This window comes from Pseudonocardia humida (assembly GCF_023898865.1).
GTDB lineage: Bacteria > Actinomycetota > Actinomycetes > Mycobacteriales > Pseudonocardiaceae > Pseudonocardia > Pseudonocardia humida.
The window spans coordinates 37,341-54,957 of sequence record NZ_JAGSOV010000067.1; the positions used below are offsets into that span (position 1 = coordinate 37,341).

The following is a 17,617-nucleotide window of genomic DNA, read 5'->3' on the forward strand; positions in this document are numbered from 1 at the left end:
CTTGGTGGCGCTTCGGTTGGCGGTCGGCGAGGTGACGGTCCTGCTCGGCCCGGCCCCGGCGCGCCGCGATGTGATGGCCCGGCTCGACGACGGCACCGGGCGGGCGTCCGAGGGCGGCGGCGCGGTGCGCGTCGTGCGTCTCGCGGCCCACCGCAGGACGGAGCTGGAACGGCGGATCGCGGCGGTGCGCGCCGCCTGCTCGGCGGGCGCGTCGATCGTGCTGGTCGACCGGCTGACCGACGGCCTCGACGCCGACGGCCGCCGCGCGGTGCTCGTCGAGCTGCGGAGGATGGCCGGGGGTGGCGCCGCCGTGCTGGTGGACGACGCCGACCCCGTCGCCGCGCTCGCCGTGGCCGACGGTGCGGTGCGCACCGACGCCGACGGCGGGCTGGCTCCCGTTCCCGGCCTCGACGGGAGTCTGGACTACCTGGCCTCGTAGGTGAGGCAGTCGGCCACGTCGGTGCCCGCGCCCACCTGCACGGAGGCGGCCGTGCACTCCAGCTTGTCGTTGAAGCGGCACTCGGCGCGGTGGCAGGCGCCGACGAGGCCGTTGCGGTCGCCGCCGCCGCGGAACGAGATCTCCACGAAGGTGCCGCAGTGCGCGTGGTCACCGGCGATCGTGATGGCGCCGGCGTGGCAGCTGGAGCTCTCGTTGTAGGAACAGCTGCTCACCGAGCAGCTCTGAACCTGGGTCATCTCCTGGGTCGAGGTCATGCCGCGGAGCATGGCGCTTCCGCAGGCCTCCTGCCAGGCAATACAGGCTTGCCTTGGCACCCGGTTAGGGTCGTCTACGCCGCCGGGACGACCTGGGCAGACACCCGGAGAAACGGACATACACCCCGAGCCCTGGTGGTGTGGATCACCGCGAGGTTCGACCGTCCGGGTGACCTCGGGGAGGGGTCGCGTGCGGGTCAGCCGTCCCCGGTGGAGGCCACGGCCTCGTCGGCCTGGGGTGCGGGCTCGTCCTCCAGCGACGGGCGCGCCTGCAGGTCGACCGCGCGGAACAGCACGGCGTGCTCGACGCCCATCGCCCGACCGCTGCGGGCGGCGAACTCGGCGAGCATGTCGCGCGGCTCGGGGTGGCCGGACAGGCCGGCGAGGTACTCGGCGTGCGCCTCGAGCGCGGCGATCCCGCGCTCCAAGGGCGTCCCGGTCACGTCCACGCCGTGCGTGGGCGCCGGGTCACCGCTGATCAGCAGCCAGCGCGCCTGCCACGGTTCGAGGCCGTCGGCCAGCTGGTCGGTGAACACCCACCGGTTGGCCGCGTCGCGCACGGCGTCGAGCGTGGCGAGCCCGGCGACCCGGTGGTCGGCCTGGTTGAAACCCCAGGGCGTCTCCACCTCCCAGCCGCCGGTCACCACGACGTCCGGGCGGAACCGCCGGATCGCCAGCGCGATGTCGCGGCGCAGGTCGAGCCCGTAGACCAGCACGCCGTCGCGGTGGTCCAGGAAGTCGACGCGACTCACGCCGACGGCGGCCGAGGCCGCGATCTGCTCCCGCTCGCGCAGCGGTCCGGTGCGCTCGGGCGGGCTGGAGTCCATGCCGGCCTCGCCCCGGGTGAGCAGGAGGTAGGCGACCTCGACGCCGCGGTCGGTCCACGCGGCGACCGCCGCCGACGTGCCGTACTCGATGTCGTCCGGGTGCGCCACGACGCACAGCACCCGGTCGAACTCGGCGGGCAGTGCGGGCAGGGGCTTCGGGGCCATGGCCGCAAGGTACTGCGGCGACCGCGACACGCCGAGACCCCGCCACCCATCGGAGCCATCGCGATCAGGCGCGCGAGGAGTCCAGGTACTGCAGCAGGTCGTGCGCGGCCAGCTCGATCTCCTTGTGGCCCCACTCGGCCGCGCGGTAGTGGCAGGCGATGAGGCCCATCCGGTGCAGCCGGCGGAAGTCGCCGTAGACGAACCCGTAGCGCGCCTTGGTCTCCTCGTTCGCGCCCTCGGTGAGCCCGAGGTGCCAGGCGCCGTACTCCTGCCAGGAGTGCTTGTCCAGGTAGGCGGTGCCGTCGGCGGCGCTGGGCTGCACGTCGCCCCACTGGCTGCGCAGCACGTAGCGGCGAGCATCGATCAGCTCCCGGGCGTGCGCGACCGCGGCGTCGTTCACGAGGTACTTGGCCACGGATCCATCCTGTCCCGTCGGCTTCGTGCTCGCCGGTTCAGGAAAGCCACGATGCTGCCCGCTGCGTTCGGGAACGTGGCTTTCCCGAACCGGGGCCGGCTAGCGCGACCGGCGGTCCTTGAGCCGCTGCAGCTTGCCCACCGAGCGCTCCAGGGTCTCCGGGTCGACGACCTCGCAGCGCACCGAGACGCCGACCCGGTCCTTGACCGCGGTGACCAGCTCCGCGGCCGCGGCGGCCCGCCGGTCGCCGGGCGTCTCCGGGCGGGACTCGACGCGCACGGTAAGCGCGTCCATGCGGCCCTCGGTCGAGAGCTCCAGCTGGAAGTGCGGGGCCAGCCCGGCCGTGCGCAGGACGATCTCCTCGATCTGGGTCGGGAAGACGTTCACGCCGCGCAGGATGATCATGTCGTCGCTGCGGCCGGTGATCTTCTGCATCCGGCGCATGCCCGGGCGGGCGGTGCCGGGCAGCAGTCGGGTGAGGTCGCGCGTGCGGTAGCGGATGATCGGCAGGGCCTGCTTGGTGAGCGAGGTGAACAGCAGCTCGCCCTCCTCGCCGTCGGCGACCGGCGTGCCGTCGAGCGGATCGACGACCTCGGGCAGGAAGTGGTCCTCCCACACGTGCAGGCCGTCCTTGGCCTCCACGCACTCCTGGGCCACCCCGGGGCCCATGACCTCGGATATGCCGTAGATGTCCACGGCGTGCATGTCCATCCGGTCCTCGATCTCGCGGCGCATCTGCTCGGTCCACGGCTCGGCGCCGAAGATCCCGACGCGCAGCGAGGTGGTCGCCGGGTCGATGCCCTGCTTCTCGAACTCGTCGATCACGGTGAGCATGTAGGACGGGGTGACCATGATGATCTCGGGCCGGAAGTCGGTGATCAGCTGGACCTGGCGCGGGGTCATCCCGCCGGAGACCGGGATCGCCGTGGCGCCGAGCTTCTCGATGCCGTAGTGCGCGCCGAGGCCGCCGGTGAACAGGCCGTAGCCGTAGGCGTTGTGCACCTTGTGGCCGGGGCGCCCGCCCGCGGCCCGGATGGAGCGCGCCATCACCGTGGCCCAGTTGTCGATGTCCTGCGCGGTGTAGCCGACGACCGTGGGCTTGCCGGTCGTGCCCGACGAGGCGTGCACGCGCCGCACCTGCTCCTGGGGCACCGCGAACATCCCGAACGGGTAGTTGTCGCGCAGGTCGGCCTTGCTGGTGGTGGGGAACTTCGCGAGGTCGGCGAGGTCGCGGCAGTCGTCGGGGTGCACGCCGGCGGCGTCGAAGGCGCGTCGGTAGTGCGGGACGTTGTCGTAGGCGTGGCGCAGCGACCACCGCAGCCGCTCGAGCTGCAGGGCGCGCAGCTCGTCGACGGACATGCGCTCGGCCGGGTCGAGCAGGTCGGCGGGCGGTGGGTCGCCGAGGCGGCGGGCGGTCGCGGTGGTCTGCTCGGTCACTTGCCGGCCTCCTGCTTCGCCACGAGGGTGAGCACGTCGTAGCGGGCCACCGACTCGCCGTCCTGGCGGGTGACGTCGGTGTCCCAGCGGACCTCGCCGTACCCGGCGGAGTCGCGCGGGGTGATCTGCTTGCAGGTCAGGGTCACGGTGAGCTCGTCGTCGAACTTCACCGGCGTCAGGAAGCGCAGGTTGTCGACGCCGAAGTTGGCCAGCACGGGGCCCGGGTCGGGGTCGACGAACAGCCCCGCGGCCAGCGAGACGATCAGGTAGCCGTGCGCCACCCGCTCGCCGAACAGCGGGTTGGCCGCCGCGGCCGCGGCGTCCATGTGGGCGTAGAAGGTGTCGCCGGTGAACTCGGCGAAGTGCTCCACGTCCTGCTGGGTGACCCGGCGCGGCCCGGCCACGAGCGTGTCGCCCGGGCGCAGCTCCTCCAGGTGCAGCCGGAACGGGTGCCGGTCGGTCCGCCGGCGCTCGGCGCCGGTGACCCAGCGGCCGGTTATCGCGCTCAGCGTGTCCGGGTCGGCCTGCACGGCGGTGCGCTGCATGTGGTGCAGCACGCCGCGGATGCCGCCCATCTCCTCTCCGCCGCCCGCGCGTCCGGGGCCGCCGTGCACCAGCTGGGGCAGCGGCGAGCCGTGCCCGGTGGACTCCTTCGCGTCGCGCTCGTTGAGCACCAGCAGCCTGCCGTGCCACGGGGCGACGCCGAGCACGACGTCGCGGGCGAACGCCGTGTCGGCGGTGACGACCGAGCCGGCCAGGCTGCCGCGCCCGCGCGCGGCCAGCGCGATCACCTGCTCGGTGCTCGTGTAGGGCATGACGGTGGCGACCGGGCCGAACGCCTCGACCTCGTGCGGCTCGGCGCGCTCGGGGTCGGCGACCAGCAGGATCGGTGAGACGAACGCCCCGCGCTCGGCGTCGGCGCCGACGACGTCGACCTCCTCCGGGTCGCCGAACGCGATCCGCCCGGCGTCGACGAGCGCCTTGACGCTGCGCCGGACCTCCTCGCGCTGCTCCAGGCCGGCCAGCGCCCCCATCCGCACGCCCTCGGCGTCCGGGGCGCCGACCACGGTCTTCGCCAGCCGGGCCGAGATGGCCTCGACGGCCGCGTCGACGTGCTGCTCGGGCACGAAGGCGCGGCGGATGGCCGTGCACTTCTGCCCGGCCTTGACCGTCATCTCGGTGACGACGCCCTTGACGAACAGGTCGAACTCCGCCGAGCCGGGGGCGGCGTCGGGACCGAGGATCGACAGGTTCAGCGAGTCGGCCTCGGCGGTGAACCGCACCCCGCGGTTGACGATGACCGGGTGGGTGCGCAGCTTGGCCGCGGTGGACGCCGACCCGGTGAAGGAGACGGTGTCCTGCTCGGTGAGGTGGTCGAACAGGTCGCCCACCCCGCCGGCGACGAACTGCAGGGCGCCCTCGGGCAGCAGTCCCGAGTCGACGATCAGCTCGACCAGCTCCGCGGTCAGGAACGCCGTCGGGCTGGCCGGCTTCACCAGGCTGGGCACGCCGGCCAGGAACGCGGGGGCCAGCTTCTCCAGCGGCCCCCACACCGGGAAGTTGAACGCGTTGACCTGCACCGCGACCCCGCGCAGCGACGTGGCGACGTGCTGGCCGACGAACGTGCCGCCGCGCCCGAGCGGCTCCAGCGCGCCCTCGACGAACACCGTGTCGTTGGGCAGCTCGCGACGTCCCCTGCTCGCGTAGGCGGCCAGCACGCCGATGCCGCCGTCGACGTCGAACCTGGAGTCGCCGAGGGTCGCACCGGTGCGCGCGGAGACCGCGTAGAGCTGCTCGCGGTGCTCGCGCAGGTGCCCGGCCAGCGCCTTGAGCAGCGCGGCCCGCTGGTGGAAGGTCAGCTCGCGCAGCGCGGGCCCGCCGACGCGGCGGCCGTGCTCCAGCGCCGCGGCGAAGTCGACGCCGGTCGAGGACAGGCGCGCGACCTCCTCGCCGGTCACCGCGTCGTGCAGGGGGCGGCCCTCGTCGGGGGCGGTGTGCCAGCCCCCTCCGACGTAGCTGCGCAGCAGGGTCATCGGTGACGCCTCCGGTTCCGAACCGACCGTTCGTTCGGTTGGCGAGGCTAGCACCCGCCGGGCCGGGGAGACAGGGGTTCGTCGACGATCATCGGCAGCGGTGGGGGCGGCGGCCGGCCACGCTACCGGCCGCCGCTCTCACGACGGGGTGCGCCGGCCGCTAATCCTCGGCCTTCTTGGCCTTCTTCACGGCCTTCTCGGCGCGCTTCTCCTTGAGGGTCTTGGTCTTCTTGCTGGCGGACTGGCGGGGCGACTTGTCGGACATGGCACTTCCCATCGGGCGCGGCCGCGGCCGCAGCCTTCGTCACGTGGATCGGGCCCGCGTGGCGCTGGAGCCCGCCGAACCGTGCACCCCGACGCCGACCGGCTCGCGGTGGCGTGTCCTGTCCGGGCTGGTGCCGGGGACGAGGTGGGCACTGCGCCCAGCTGCGAGAAGCTCCCGGCACCGGGACCCTACGCGCCGCGGCGGCCGGCGTCGATGGGCCGGACGCGCGTGCCGCCGATCGGCGGTCGCGCTCCGACGATGATCGATGACAGGGTGCGGCCGTGCGGGAGGAGGACGGCAGCGGGCCCCGGCGGCGGAGGCCTGCCGTCCGCTCCGTGGTCACCCTGGTCCTGCTCATGCCCGCGCTGGTCGCGGGGCCTCGGCGCTCCACCCTGACCTGGGACGAGGTGCGCAGCTTCTTCCCCATCTCGGCGGGCATCGCGATCGCCTCCGGGGCCACCGGCATCGGCCGGGGGAACCCGCCCGTGCTGGGGCTCGGCGGGCTGCTGGCCGCGGTTCCGGTGCTCGTGGCCGCAGGCGCCCACCGCCGGAAGCGGTGGTTCCCGGTCGCTACCGGGCGCGACGACGACCACGACCGGCCGGACGGCCGCGGTGCGGGGACGGGTGACGGCCGTGGATGACGACGGCGTCCGGCCCCCGCCCGACTGGTGGATCGTCACCGTCCTGGTCGTCTACGCGCTGATGGTCGTGGGGGTCACCGTCATGCGGGGCACCCTCGAGCCGGGCTGGCCCGGCACGTCCCCCATCCTGGCGATCTCCGTCGCCCTGCTCGCCGTCCTCGTCGTCGCCCACCACCGGGTCACGGGCCTGCCCTGGCGGGACCCCCTCGGCCGGCGGGCCGGCCGGAACGTCCGCTTCGAACCGCTCGACTTCGCCGTCACCGCGTGCGCCTCCGGTGGGCTCATCGCGGGGGGGAGCATCGTCGGCATCGGCGCCCGGGGGGACGTGCCCGCGCTCGTGCTCGGGGCGCTCGTCTGCGCGGCGCCGTTCCTCGTCCTGGCCTCGGTGCGGCGGTGGGGACGGGCCGGGCGCGCCGCGCGCCGCCGCAGCGACGGCCGGGGGGAGCGGAGGCCCGGCTGAGGCCGTCGAGTCGACCGATCGTTCGGTCGATGGCCTACGATGCCGGGCGTGAGCGAAGCCGATCCCGGTCCCGCGGTCCTGGTCGAGCGCGACGCGGAGGACCCGGCGGTCGCCGTCCTGACGCTCAACCGCCCGGCCCGCTACAACGCCCTGACCCTGGAGCTGAAGACCGCGCTGGTCGAGGCGGTCCGCGAGCTCGGCGCGGCCACGGGCGTGCGGGCGCTGGTGCTGACCGGGGCGGGCAAGGCGTTCTGCGTCGGGCAGGACCTCGGCGAGCACGCCGCGGCGCTGCGCGCCGACGCGGGCAGCTCGTTCGACACCGTCACCGAGCACTACAACCCGGTCGTGCTCGGGCTGGTCGACCTGCCGTTCCCGGTCGTCGCGGCGATCAACGGGCCGTGCGTGGGCGCCGGGCTCGGCTTCGCGCTGGCCTGCGACCTGCGGGTGGCCGCGGCCGGGCTGAAGTTCTCCACCGCGTTCACCGGCATCGGGCTCACCGCCGACTCCGGGCTCTCGGCCAGCCTCGCGCACGCCGTGGGCACCGCCCGGGCCACCGAGCTGCTGCTGCTCAACGAGCCGTTCACCGCCGAGCAGGCCCGCGACTGGGGCCTCGTGCGCGAGGTCGTGGCACCCGCGGAGGTGCTGCCGACCGCGCTGGCCCTGGCCCGGCGGCTGGCGACCGGGCCGACGAAGGCGTACGCCGAGGTCAAGCGGGCGGTGCGGTTCGGCGCGGTGCACGAGCTGCCCGACGTGCTGGCCGCCGAGGCCGCGGCCCAGGCCCGGCTGTCCACGACCAAGGACCACGCGGGCGCGGTCGAGGACTTCCTGGCCAAGCGCCGCCCCGGGTTCACCGGCGAGTGAGCGCAGCGGGAGGAGGACGGTGACCACCGACACCACCGGTCGGCGGGCCCGGCGCCCGGCGCAGGGGCCCGGGTCGCTGCTGGAGGTCGCGGTCGGGGAGTTCATCACCCGCGGCTACGACGCGACCTCGATGGAGGACCTCTCGCGCGCCGCCGGGATCACCAAGTCGTCGTTCTACCACCACTTCTCCGGCAAGGAGGCGCTGCTGCGGGCGGCGCTGGAGCGGGCCATCGACGGGCTGTTCGCCATCCTCGACGAGCCCGCCGCGGCCGGCGGCACCCCGGTTGAGCGGCTACGCCACATCGTCCGCGGGCAGGTCGCGGTGCTCTGCGCGGAGCTGCCGTACGTGACGCTGCTGCTGCGGGTGCGCGGCAACACCGACACCGAGCGGTGGGCTCTGGAGCAGCGGCGGGCCTTCGACGGCCGGGTCGCGGCGATCGTGCGGGAGGCCGTGGAGCAGGGCCAGCTGCGCGCCGACGTCGACCCGGCGCTGGCCGCCCGGCTGCTGTCCGGGCTGGTCAACTCGGTGGCCGAGTGGTACCGGCCGGACCGTCCCGGGGCCGCCGAGCTGCCCGCGGCGGTGGCCCGGGCGGCGTTCGAGGGCATCCTGCCGGTCGCCTGACCCGCCGCCGGCCTTGCGCCGGCCGCGGACCTGCGTCACCATGGAAACCGAACGAACATTCGGTTGAGGAGGCGCACGGTGACCGCGACGCTCGACGAGCAGGACCTGCAGCAGGGCTTCGAGGACGTCATCGCGGCCGACCAGCGCATCGAGCCGCGCGACTGGATGCCCGAGGCCTACCGGAAGACGCTGGTGCGCCAGATCGCCCAGCACGCCCACTCCGAGATCATCGGCATGCAGCCGGAGGGGAACTGGATCCTGCGCGCGCCCAGCCTGCGCCGCAAGGCGATCCTGCTGGCCAAGGTCCAGGACGAGGCCGGGCACGGCATGTACCTCTACGCCGCGGCGGAGACACTCGGCGTCGATCGCGAGGAGCTCACCGAGAAGCTGATCAGCGGCCGGCAGAAGTACTCGTCGATCTTCAACTACCCGACGCTGTCCTACGCCGACGTCGGCGTCATCGGCTGGCTGGTCGACGGCGCGGCGATCTGCAACCAGGTGCCGCTGTGCCGCTGCTCCTACGGCCCCTACGCCCGGGCGATGATCCGCATCTGCAAGGAGGAGTCGTTCCACCAGCGGCAGGGCTACGAGCTGCTGCTGGCCATGGTCAACGGCACCGACGCGCAGCGGGAGATGGTCCAGGAGTCGACGAACCGGTTCTGGTGGCCGTCGCTGATGATGTTCGGCCCGCCCGACGCCGACTCGCCCAACACCTCCCAGTCGATGGGCTGGGGCATCAAGCGCCACACCAACGACGAGCTGCGCCAGCGGTTCGTGGACATGACCGTGCCGCAGGCCGAGGCGCTCGGCATCACGCTGCCCGACCCGGACCTGCGGTGGAACGCCGAGCGCGGCCACTACGACTTCTCCGAGCCCGACTGGTCCGAGCTCAAGGCCGTGATCTCCGGATCGGGCCCGTGCAACGCGCAGCGGCTGGCCCACCGCCGCCGGGCCCACGAGGACGGCGCCTGGGTCCGCGACGCCGCCGCGGCGTACGCGGCCAAGCACGGGGGTTCCCGATGAGCGAGCTTGCGAGCGAATCATCGACACAGCGCCTGCGCGCAGCGCTGACCGAGTGCAGCGAGGGAAGGCGATGAGCGACTACACGGCCGAGGGCGGCCACGGCGCGGTCCCCACCGAGGGCGTGCCCACCGGCTCGGGCACCACCAAGGGCAGCTGGCCGCTGTACGAGGTGTTCGTGCGCGGCAAGCGCGGGCTCAACCACGTGCACGTCGGCTCGATCCACGCCGCGGACGCCGAGATGGCCCTGCACAACGCCCGCGACCTCTACACCCGCCGCAACGAGGGCGTCTCGATCTGGGTGGTCAGGGCCGAGGACATCACCGCGTCCAGCCCGGCGGAGAAGGACCCGTTCTTCGCCCCGGCCGGCGACAAGGTCTACCGGCACCCGACCTTCTACGCGATCCCGGAGGAGGTGCCGCACCTGTGAGTGGACACGCCACCCAAGGGGATCACGACGCCACCAACGCCTACCGGTCGCTGGCCGACTCGATCTCCCACGACGACCCGGGCTGGGCGTTCGGCACCGGCGTCGAGGACGTCCAGGCCGAGATCACCTCCCCGGTGCCCGACGGCGTCGACCCCGCCGAGCTGGCCGAGTACTGCCTGATGCTGGGCGACGACGCGCTGATCTGCTCCCAGCGGCTGGCCGAGTGGGTCAGCAACGCCCCCGAGCTGGAGGAGGAGGTCGCGCTGGCCAACATCGCGCTCGACCTGCTCGGCCAGGCCCGGGTGCTGCTCGCCCGCGCCGGGCACGTCGAGGGCGCGGGCCGCGACGAGGACGCGCTGGCCTACCTGCGCCCCGAGCCGGGGTTCCGCAACGTCGCGCTGGCCGAGCTGCCCGACGGGCTCGACTTCGGGCGGGCGATCGCCCGGCTGCTGGTGTTCTCCGCCTGGCGGCTGGCGCTGCTGAACCGGCTGCTCGACTCGCGCGACCCGGTGGTCGCCGCGGTCGCCGCCAAGGGCGTCAAGGAGCTGGCCTACCACCGCGACTACGCCGCGCGCTGGACGCTGCGCCTCGGCGACGGCACCGCGGAGTCGCACCGGCGGGTGCAGGCCGCGCTGGACGCGGTGTGGCCGCACGTCGGCGAGCTGTTCCGCACCTCCGACGTCGAGCGCGCGCTGGTCGAGGCCGGGGTGGCGGTCGACCCGGCCGAGCTGCGCGGCGAGGTGGACGAGGTGCTCGACGAGGTGCTCGCCCGGGCCACGCTGACCCGCCCGACGGCGCCGCCCGCGGGCACGATCGGCGGCCGCGGCGGGCGCGAGGGCCTGCACACCGAGCACCTCGGGCACGTGCTGGCCGAGCTGCAGAGCCTGGCCCGCCAGCACCCGGGGGCGACGTGGTGACCGGGGTGACCGGGCCGGTGGGCGGCGCGCTCGCCGCCCGCGAGGTCGTGGCCACGGTCGTCGACCCGGAGATGCCCATGCTCACCCTGGACGACCTCGGCGTCGTGCGGTCGGTGGACGTCGAGGGCGGGGCGGTCACCGTCACCATCACCCCCACCTACTCCGGCTGCCCGGCCATCGAGGCCATGCGCGACGACATCCGCGCCCGGCTGAGCGAGGCCGGCTACCCGCGCGTCGAGGTCCGCACGGTGCTCTCCCCGGCGTGGAGCACCGACTGGATCTCCGCGACCGGCCTGCGCAAGCTCGCCGAGCACGGCATCGCGCCGCCCGACCGGGTCGGGCCGCGCCCCACCGGCCCCGTGCCGCTCACGCTGACCGCGCCGAGCACCGTCGTGCGCTGCCCGCGCTGCGGCTCACCGGCGACCGAGGAGCTGTCCCGCTTCGGCCCCACCGCGTGCACCGCGCTGCGCCGCTGCACGGCCTGCCGCGAGCCGTTCGAGCACGTCAAGGGGATCTGATGTCGGCTCCCGCGACCGAGCTGGTCACCCGGGCCCGCACCGGCTTCCACCGGCTGCGCGTCGCCGACGTCGAGCGGCTCTGCGACGACGCCGTGGCGGTCACCTTCGACGTGCCCGACGAGCTGGCCGAGACCTTCGCCTTCGGCCCCGGCCAGTACCTCACGCTGCGCCTGGACCACGACGGCGTCGAGGAACGCCGGTCGTACTCGATCTGCGCCCCGGCCGGCGCGCCGCCGCGGATCGGGGTGCGCCGGGTCGACACCGGGCTGTTCTCCGAGTGGCTGGTCGACCGGCTGGAGGCCGGCGACGAGGTGGAGGTGGCGCCGCCCGCGGGCTCGTTCACCCCGCAGATCGCCCCGGGCAGCCACCACGGCCTGGTCGCCGCGGGCTCGGGGATCACGCCGGTGCTGTCGATCGCCGCGTCCGTGCTCGCCGCGCACCCGGACACCCGGGTCACCCTGCTCTACGGCAACCGGCGCACCGACACGGTGATGTTCACCGAGGAGCTGGCGGACCTCAAGAACGCGCACGGCCCGCGGCTGCACCTGCTGCACGTGCTGTCCCGCGAGCCGATGGAGGCCGAGATCTTCTCCGGCCGCCTCGACGCCGACAAGCTGCGCACCCTGCTGGGCGCGCTCGTCGACGTCGGCGACGTCGACCACTGGTGGCTGTGCGGCCCGCTGGGCATGACCGAGGCCGCCGTCGAGGTGCTGACCGGGTTCGGCGTCGACCGCAAGCGGGTGCACCGGGAGCTGTTCTACGTCGACGAACCGCCCCCGGAGCTGGTCCGCCCCGACGAGGTCGTCGAGGGGGAGACCAGCGAGGTCACCGTCGTGCTCAACGGCCGCTCGACGACCCTCACCCTGCCCCGCGCCGAGAGCGTGCTCGACGCCGCCCAGAAGGTGCGCGGTGACCTGCCCTTCGCCTGCAAGGGCGGGGTCTGCGGCACCTGCCGGGCCAAGGTCACCGACGGTGAGGTGACCATGCGGCGCAACTTCGCGCTGGAGGACGACGAGGTCGCCGCCGGGTTCGTGCTCACCTGCCAGACCCGGCCCGAGTCGGCCGCGGTGACGGTGGACTTCGACTCCTGACAGGCTGCCGGGCATGGCCCCGTCGGACCTCCTGCACGCCCACCCGGCCGCCCGCTTCTGGCGCTGCCCCCCGGCGCCGTCGGAGGTGCGCGCCTTCCACGCCGGGCTGCCCGGCTACGCGCCGACCCCGCTGACCGAGATCGCGGCGCTGGCCGTCGAGCTCGGGGTCGGACGGGTGTTCGTCAAGGACGAGTCGGCCCGCCTCGGCCTGCCCGCCTTCAAGGTCCTGGGCGCCTCCTGGGCCGTCGACCGGATCCTCGCCGGGCGCCCGGACGGCGAGCCGGTGCGCCTGGTCGCCGCCACCGACGGCAACCACGGCCGCGCCGTCGCCCGCACGGCCCGGCTGCGCGGGCAGCGGGCCCACGTCGTCGTGCCCGACTGGGTGCACCCCGTGGCGGTGGCCGCCATCGCCGACGAGGGCGCCGAGGTCACCGAGTCGACCGGCGACTACGACGCCGCCGTGCGCCGCGCCGCGCAGCTGGCCACCGAGCCGGGGTCGGTGCTGGTCCAGGACACCGCCTGGCCCGGCTACGAGCAGATCCCCGGCTGGGTCGTGGAGGGTTACTCGACGCTGTTCGGCGAGGTCGACGAGCAGCTGGCCGCGGCCGGGGCGGCGCCTGCCGGGCTGGTCGTCGTGCCGGTCGGGGTGGGGTCGCTGGCCCAGGCCGCCGTGGCGCACCAGCGCTCCGGCGGGGGAGCGGCGGTGCTCGGGGTGGAGCCCACCACCGCGGCGTGCCTGCTCGCGGCGCTGGCGGCCGGGCACCCGGTGACCGTGGCGACCACCACCACGATCATGGCCGGGCTCAACTGTCCCACGGTGTCCGAGCTGGCCTGGCCGGTCCTGCGCGACGGGCTCGACGCCGCCGTCGCGGTGACCGACGACGAGACCGGCGCCGCGGCCGCCGACCTGCACGACCTGGGCGTGCCCGCCGGGCCGTGCGGGGCGGCGTCGCTGGCCGGGGCCCGCTCCGCGCTGGCCGCGCACCCGCGGCGCCGGGACGCCCTCGCCGAGGTCGGTGTCGACGACGGGGCCACCGTCGTGCTGCTGAGCACCGAGGGCTCCGCGGCCAACCCGGTGCTGGTGTCCGGCCCGTCCTGACCGGTCCCCGCCCAGGTCGACGACGCTCGCGGGCTTCCAGCCCAGGTCGGCGAGCAGGCCGCGGACGGTCCGCTTGGCCTGTCCGCCGGACGACCCCCGGCGACGTCGAACCCGCGCGGGCAGCCACAGGCGCCGCCTGTGGCCGGCGTCGACCGGGCCGCCCCGACGGGCCTCAGCAGCCGGGGACGCGGCGGTAGACCACCAGGTGGTGCTCCTCGGAGGCGGGCACCTCGAGGGCCTCGTAGCCCAGGTGCACCTCGCCGCGCTCCGGGTGCGCCCACAGCTCGCGGCCCGACCAGCGCGGCACGCGGGTCGCCGCGGCGAAGCGGGCGGCGAAGCCCGTGCCCGGGGTGAGCGCCAGCTCCGCGGCCAGGCAGGCCGCCCGCGCGTCGCCCAGGTCGGCGGCGGCCCGCAGCCGCACCGCCCACTCGTCGGCGACGGCGTCCCAGCGAGGGAACGCGGCGCGGGCCCGCGGATCGGTGAGCACGTAGCGGGCGATGCAGTCGGCGTCGAGCAGGCCGAGCGGTCCGGCCAGCTCGCGGAAGCCCCCGGTGCAGGCCAGCACCGTGCCGACCCGGTCGATGAGCAGGGCGGGGTCGGGGTCGAGCCGGTCGAGCAGCGCCCGCAGCCCCGGGCGCACCGGCCGGGCCGGGCCCACCGCGCAGGCGCCACCGCCGTCGACCGCCTTGACCAGCCGGATCAGGTGCACGTGCTCGTCCTCGCCCAGCCGCAGCGCGGCGGCCAGCGCCGCGAGCACCTGCGGCGAGGGCCTGCGGTCGCGGCCGCGCTCCAGCCGCGTCAGGTACTCGACGCTGACCCCGGCCAGCTCGGCCAGCTCCCCGCGGCGCAACCCCGGCGTGCGCCGGCGCGGTCCGGCGGGCAGCCCGGCCGCGGCGGGGGTCGTCGCCTCGCGGCGGGCGCGCAGGAAGGCGCCGAGGGCGTTCCCCGCGACGGGGTCGGTGGTGGGCGCGGTCACGGCCCCAGTCTAGGAAGGGGTCCCCACCGGGGACTCCCTCCGCGGCCGCCCGCCCGGCACTGTCGGGCACATGACCATGCGCTACCGACTGCTCGGCCGGACCGGGCTGCGGGTCTCCGAGGTCTTCCTCGGGACGATGACGTTCGGCGGGCCCTCCACCGGGGCCGAGGAGGCCCGGCGGATCGTCGACGCCTACGCCGACGCGGGCGGCAACGTCGTCGACACCGCCTCGGCCTACGGCGACAGCGAGGCCCTGCTGGGCGAGGTGCTGACCCGCCGCGACCGGTTCGTGCTGGCCACCAAGTTCACCCTCAGCCGCGACCGGTCCGACCCGAACGGCGCAGGCGGCCACCGCAAGAACCTGCGGCTGTCGCTGGAGCGCAGCCTGCGCCGGCTGCGCACCGACCACGTCGACCTGCTGTGGGTGCACACCTGGGACCGGCACACCCCGATGGAGGAGACCCTGCGCGCCCTCGACGACGCCGTGCGCGCCGGCCAGGTCCTCTACGTCGGCATCTCCGACGCACCGGCCTGGGTGGTCTCCCGGGCGGACGCGCTCGCCGAGTGGCGCGCGTGGACGCCCTTCGCCGCCGTGCAGGTGCCCTACAACCTCGTCGACCGCGACGTCGAGCGCGAGGTGCTGCCGATGGCCGAGGCGCTCGGGCTCAGCGTGGCGGCCTTCGGGACACTCGGGCACGGCGTGCTGGCCGGCTCCACCGGCCGGGTGCCCCAGCCCACCGCGCGGCAGCGGGCGGCCGCCGCGGCCGTGCGCGCCGTCGCCGACGAGCTGGGCACCACCCCGACGGGCGTCGCCATCGCCTGGACGCGGGCCCGGTCGGCGGCGGTGCACCCGCTCGTCGGGGTGCGCACCGCCGACCAGGTCGCCGACGTCGTCGCCGCGGCCGACCTGGTGCTGCCCGACGAGCTGCGCGCCCGGTTGGAGGCGGCCGCGCCGTTCGAGCCCGGGCCGCTGGCCGACTTCATGGCCGAGTCGGCGGCCAGCCCGTTCGTCTTCGGCGACGCCGAGGTGCTCGGGCGCCGCTGAGCGGGCTCAGCCGTCCACGGTCGCCAGCTCCCGCCGCCCGAGCAGCACCAGCGTGTCCTCGGGGTTCAGCGGGTGGAACGGCCCGCCGCGCACGTCGCGGTAGGCGCGCTCCAGGGGCGAGGTGCGGTAGAACGCCCGGCCGCCGGCGACCTCCAGGGCCGTGTCGACGACCGCTCGCGCCTCCAGCACGGCGTGCCGCTTGGCGGTCATCAGGGTGGCGAGCGTGGTCTCGTCGACGGCCAGGTGGTCGCCCGCCTCGTCGACCGCGGCCAGCAGCGCCCACCGGGCCACCCGCAGCCGGGCGGTCATCTCGCCGACCCGGCGCAGCGTCGCGGGCTCGGCGGAGCCCGCCTTGAGCCGCAGCACCTCGTCGCAGGCGCCGCGGGCGACGCCGAGGTAGGCCGCGGCGGCGACCGGCGCGAAGTGCACGGCCGCGGCCAGCAGCGGGCCGGCCAGCACCCCGTACGGGCGCCTGCCCATGATCTTCTCGGCGGGCACGAAGACGCCGTCGAGCACGACGTCCTGGCTCGCGGTGCCGCGCATCCCGAGGGTGTCCCAGGTCTGCTCGATCCGCACGCCCGGTGCGCTGAACGGCACCCCGGCGTGCAGCACGACGGCGTCGGGGCCCGGTTCGCCCAGCACCGCGGAGGTGGACAGCACCCCGGCGACCGGGGCCTGGGTGCAGAAGCCCTTGCGGCCGTCGAACCGGTAGCCGCCCTCGACCTCGGTGGCGGTCGTGGTCGGGCACACCCAGTCCGAGCCGCCGCTGGTCGCCATCACCAGGCCCTCCCGCGCCACTCGGCCCAGCACCGCCCCGGCGTCGGCGGCGCCGTTGCGCAACCGCCAGCGCTGCACCAGCGTCAGGTACTGGTGCATGGCCGCGGCCAGCGCGGCGGCCCCGGAGTGCCGGCCCAGCTCCAGCTCGGCCAGCACGACCTGGCGCAGGGTCGCGCCCAGCCCGCCGAGCTCGGTCGGGACGGCCAGCCGGAGGTAGCCGAGGTCGGCCATGGCGGCGTAGGCCTCGGTCACGAAGGTGGCCTCGCGGTCGTGGTCGGCCTCGAAGGGCGCGGCCGCCCGGCCGACCTCGCCGGCGAGGGCCACGACCTCGGCGTCGGTGACGGCGGGTATCACGGGGGTCCCCGGAACGCTCGTGGGGTGGTCGGTGACGGTCATGCTCGAACCGTGCGCCGATTCCGGTGGCGCGGATAGTTCCCGAACTGAACCACCGGGGAGGACGATCCCACCATGTCGCGCTACGGCCAGTACTGCCCGGTCACCCGGGCCCTCGAGGTGCTCGGCGACCGCTGGACGCTGTTGGTGATGCGCGACCTCCTGGTCGGCGCCACCCGCTTCAACGAGCTCGCCCGCGGCCTGCCCGGCATGTCGCGCGGGCTGCTGTCCAAGCGGCTGGGCCAGCTCGAGCGCGACGGGCTGGTCGAGCGCGACGGTACCGGCTACCGGCCGACGCCGGCCGGCGCGGAGCTGCACCCGATCATCTTCGGGCTCGCCGAGTGGGGCGCGCGCTGGGCGTTCGGCGAGCCGCGCCCCGACGAGCTCGACCCGACGGTGCTCATGTGGTGGATCCGCGGCGGCATCGACCCGGCGCCGTTCGGCGGCCGGCGGGTCGTGCTGCACGTCGAGGTGCCCGACGCGCGGCGCACGCGGTTCTGGTTCGTGGTGGCCCCGGGCGACGTCTCGCTGTGCTTCACCGACCCCGGCTACGACGTCGACGCCACGGTGCAGTCGTCGCTGGGGGTGCTCTACCAGGTGTGGGAGGGCGTCATCGAGCTGCCCGTCGCGGTGCGCGACGGGCTGGTCTCGCTGACCGGGCGGCGCGAGGTGCTGGTGCGCCTGCCCGAGGCGCTGCAGCTCAGCCCGGTGGCCCCGTACGTCCGGCGGGCCCGGGCCACGGCACCGGCGGGCTGAGGGGCGTCGCACTGGGCCGGGCGCGTGACGGGGGACCGGTACACCATCTGAACCACTCGCCGGAGCCGACCCGACGGAGCAAGACGCGCACGGCGTGTCGTCGAACTCACACACGATCGAGTGACGAGAGCGGGTTTTGCCGCCGTTCGTCCGGT

20 protein-coding genes are annotated in these 17,617 nt (G+C 75.1%); 13 read left to right on the forward strand and 7 right to left on the reverse strand.

Annotated elements, in window-relative coordinates; genetic code table 11:
* Positions 1–4 precede the first annotated feature (4 nt).
* Positions 5–439 (forward strand): hypothetical protein, encoded by a 435-nt coding sequence (locus tag KDL28_RS31385; RefSeq protein ID WP_252444355.1) that lies wholly within the window; start codon positions 5–7, stop codon positions 437–439.
* Here the strand turns inward: KDL28_RS31385 and KDL28_RS31390 are convergent.
* The 5 genes from KDL28_RS31390 to paaZ all read right to left on the reverse strand — a co-directional run bounded on the left by KDL28_RS31390 (position 424) and on the right by paaZ (position 5,591).
* The gene (locus KDL28_RS31390; protein ID WP_252444356.1) at positions 424–714 is read right to left on the reverse strand and encodes a DUF1540 domain-containing protein; all 291 of its coding nucleotides are present in this window, start codon (positions 712–714) and stop codon (positions 424–426) included. The genes KDL28_RS31385 and KDL28_RS31390 overlap by 16 nt on opposite strands.
* 197 nt (positions 715–911) lie before the next feature.
* On the reverse strand, positions 912–1,706 hold the full coding sequence (locus KDL28_RS31395; protein ID WP_252444357.1) for a PIG-L deacetylase family protein: 795 nt from the start codon (positions 1,704–1,706) through the stop codon (positions 912–914).
* A gap of 64 nt (positions 1,707–1,770) precedes the next feature.
* Positions 1,771–2,121 carry a hypothetical protein gene (locus KDL28_RS31400; protein ID WP_252444358.1) on the reverse strand — a complete coding sequence of 117 codons (351 nt, stop codon included), beginning with the start codon at positions 2,119–2,121 and terminating at the stop codon, positions 1,771–1,773.
* 99 nt (positions 2,122–2,220) lie between these two features.
* Complete coding sequence (gene paaK, locus KDL28_RS31405; RefSeq protein WP_252444386.1) at positions 2,221–3,480, reverse strand: phenylacetate--CoA ligase PaaK; 1,260 nt, start codon at positions 3,478–3,480, stop codon at positions 2,221–2,223.
* A 74-nt stretch (positions 3,481–3,554) separates the two neighbouring features.
* The gene (gene paaZ, locus KDL28_RS31410; protein WP_252444359.1) at positions 3,555–5,591 is read right to left on the reverse strand and encodes a phenylacetic acid degradation bifunctional protein PaaZ; all 2,037 of its coding nucleotides are present in this window, start codon (positions 5,589–5,591) and stop codon (positions 3,555–3,557) included.
* A gap of 600 nt (positions 5,592–6,191) precedes the next feature.
* On the opposite strand from paaZ, the gene KDL28_RS31415 reads away from it, so the two are divergent.
* The 10 genes from KDL28_RS31415 (at position 6,192) to KDL28_RS31460 (ending at position 13,515) form a co-directional block, all read left to right on the forward strand.
* Positions 6,192–6,497: a hypothetical protein gene (locus KDL28_RS31415; RefSeq protein ID WP_252444360.1), complete on the forward strand. Its 306-nt coding sequence runs from the start codon at positions 6,192–6,194 to the stop codon at positions 6,495–6,497.
* On the forward strand, positions 6,481–6,957 hold the full coding sequence (locus tag KDL28_RS31420) for a hypothetical protein (protein ID WP_252444361.1): 477 nt from the start codon (positions 6,481–6,483) through the stop codon (positions 6,955–6,957). Before KDL28_RS31415 ends, KDL28_RS31420 begins: the two co-directional genes overlap by 17 nt.
* 39 nt (positions 6,958–6,996) lie before the next feature.
* Entirely contained in the window at positions 6,997–7,818 is an 822-nt protein-coding gene (locus tag KDL28_RS31425; protein ID WP_372497128.1) for an enoyl-CoA hydratase/isomerase family protein, read from the forward strand.
* A 19-nt stretch (positions 7,819–7,837) separates the two neighbouring features.
* Positions 7,838–8,440, forward strand: a complete 603-nt coding sequence (locus KDL28_RS31430; RefSeq protein ID WP_252444363.1) for a TetR/AcrR family transcriptional regulator — start codon at positions 7,838–7,840, stop codon at positions 8,438–8,440.
* A gap of 78 nt (positions 8,441–8,518) precedes the next feature.
* Positions 8,519–9,463, forward strand: coding sequence for a 1,2-phenylacetyl-CoA epoxidase subunit PaaA (gene paaA, locus KDL28_RS31435; protein WP_252444364.1), 945 nt, complete (start codon positions 8,519–8,521; stop codon positions 9,461–9,463).
* 70 nt (positions 9,464–9,533) lie between these two features.
* Entirely contained in the window at positions 9,534–9,890 is a 357-nt protein-coding gene (paaB, locus tag KDL28_RS31440; RefSeq protein WP_252444365.1) for a 1,2-phenylacetyl-CoA epoxidase subunit PaaB, read from the forward strand.
* The gene (paaC, locus tag KDL28_RS31445; RefSeq protein ID WP_252444366.1) at positions 9,887–10,807 is read left to right on the forward strand and encodes a 1,2-phenylacetyl-CoA epoxidase subunit PaaC; all 921 of its coding nucleotides are present in this window, start codon (positions 9,887–9,889) and stop codon (positions 10,805–10,807) included. Before paaB ends, paaC begins: the two co-directional genes overlap by 4 nt.
* 5 nt (positions 10,808–10,812) lie before the next feature.
* A complete protein-coding gene (gene paaD, locus KDL28_RS31450; RefSeq protein ID WP_308216086.1) occupies positions 10,813–11,325 on the forward strand; it encodes a 1,2-phenylacetyl-CoA epoxidase subunit PaaD in 513 nt (170 codons plus the stop codon).
* Positions 11,325–12,416 carry a 1,2-phenylacetyl-CoA epoxidase subunit PaaE gene (paaE, locus tag KDL28_RS31455; RefSeq protein WP_252444367.1) on the forward strand — a complete coding sequence of 364 codons (1,092 nt, stop codon included), beginning with the start codon at positions 11,325–11,327 and terminating at the stop codon, positions 12,414–12,416. The genes paaD and paaE overlap by 1 nt, the downstream gene beginning before the upstream one ends.
* 13 nt (positions 12,417–12,429) lie before the next feature.
* A complete protein-coding gene (locus KDL28_RS31460; protein WP_252444368.1) occupies positions 12,430–13,515 on the forward strand; it encodes a pyridoxal-phosphate dependent enzyme in 1,086 nt (361 codons plus the stop codon).
* 172 nt (positions 13,516–13,687) lie between these two features.
* Here the strand turns inward: KDL28_RS31460 and KDL28_RS31465 are convergent, their stop codons facing one another.
* Positions 13,688–14,491: a helix-turn-helix transcriptional regulator gene (locus KDL28_RS31465; protein WP_252444369.1), complete on the reverse strand. Its 804-nt coding sequence runs from the start codon at positions 14,489–14,491 to the stop codon at positions 13,688–13,690.
* 70 nt (positions 14,492–14,561) lie between these two features.
* Here KDL28_RS31465 and KDL28_RS31470 point away from each other — a divergent pair, with 70 nt between their 5' ends.
* Positions 14,562–15,536: an aldo/keto reductase gene (locus KDL28_RS31470; protein ID WP_252444370.1), complete on the forward strand. Its 975-nt coding sequence runs from the start codon at positions 14,562–14,564 to the stop codon at positions 15,534–15,536.
* Positions 15,537–15,542: 6 nt separating this feature from the next.
* Here the strand turns inward: KDL28_RS31470 and KDL28_RS31475 are convergent, their stop codons facing one another.
* Entirely contained in the window at positions 15,543–16,709 is a 1,167-nt protein-coding gene (locus KDL28_RS31475; RefSeq protein ID WP_252444371.1) for an acyl-CoA dehydrogenase family protein, read from the reverse strand.
* 72 nt (positions 16,710–16,781) lie between these two features.
* On the opposite strand from KDL28_RS31475, the gene KDL28_RS31480 reads away from it, so the two are divergent.
* The gene (locus tag KDL28_RS31480) at positions 16,782–17,462 is read left to right on the forward strand and encodes a winged helix-turn-helix transcriptional regulator (RefSeq protein WP_252444372.1); all 681 of its coding nucleotides are present in this window, start codon (positions 16,782–16,784) and stop codon (positions 17,460–17,462) included.
* Positions 17,463–17,617 lie beyond the last annotated feature (155 nt).

Bases quoted from the DNA above. Each gene is read 5' to 3' on its own strand.
- KDL28_RS31390 (WP_252444356.1), bottom strand. From the start codon at position 714: ATGACCTCGACCCAGGAGATGACCCAGGTTCAGAGCTGCTCGGTGAGC.
- KDL28_RS31395 (WP_252444357.1), bottom strand. From the start codon at position 1,706: ATGGCCCCGAAGCCCCTGCCCGCACTGCCCGCCGAGTTCGACCGGGTG.
- paaK (WP_252444386.1), bottom strand. From the start codon at position 3,480: ATGTCCGTCGACGAGCTGCGCGCCCTGCAGCTCGAGCGGCTGCGGTGG.
- paaZ (WP_252444359.1), bottom strand. From the start codon at position 5,591: ATGACCCTGCTGCGCAGCTACGTCGGAGGGGGCTGGCACACCGCCCCC.
- KDL28_RS31425 (WP_372497128.1), top strand. From the start codon at position 6,997: ATGCCGGGCGTGAGCGAAGCCGATCCCGGTCCCGCGGTCCTGGTCGAG.
- paaB (WP_252444365.1), top strand. From the start codon at position 9,534: ATGAGCGACTACACGGCCGAGGGCGGCCACGGCGCGGTCCCCACCGAG.
- paaE (WP_252444367.1), top strand. From the start codon at position 11,325: ATGTCGGCTCCCGCGACCGAGCTGGTCACCCGGGCCCGCACCGGCTTC.
- KDL28_RS31460 (WP_252444368.1), top strand. From the start codon at position 12,430: ATGGCCCCGTCGGACCTCCTGCACGCCCACCCGGCCGCCCGCTTCTGG.
- KDL28_RS31470 (WP_252444370.1), top strand. From the start codon at position 14,562: ATGACCATGCGCTACCGACTGCTCGGCCGGACCGGGCTGCGGGTCTCC.
- KDL28_RS31475 (WP_252444371.1), bottom strand. From the start codon at position 16,709: ATGACCGTCACCGACCACCCCACGAGCGTTCCGGGGACCCCCGTGATA.
- KDL28_RS31480 (WP_252444372.1), top strand. From the start codon at position 16,782: ATGTCGCGCTACGGCCAGTACTGCCCGGTCACCCGGGCCCTCGAGGTG.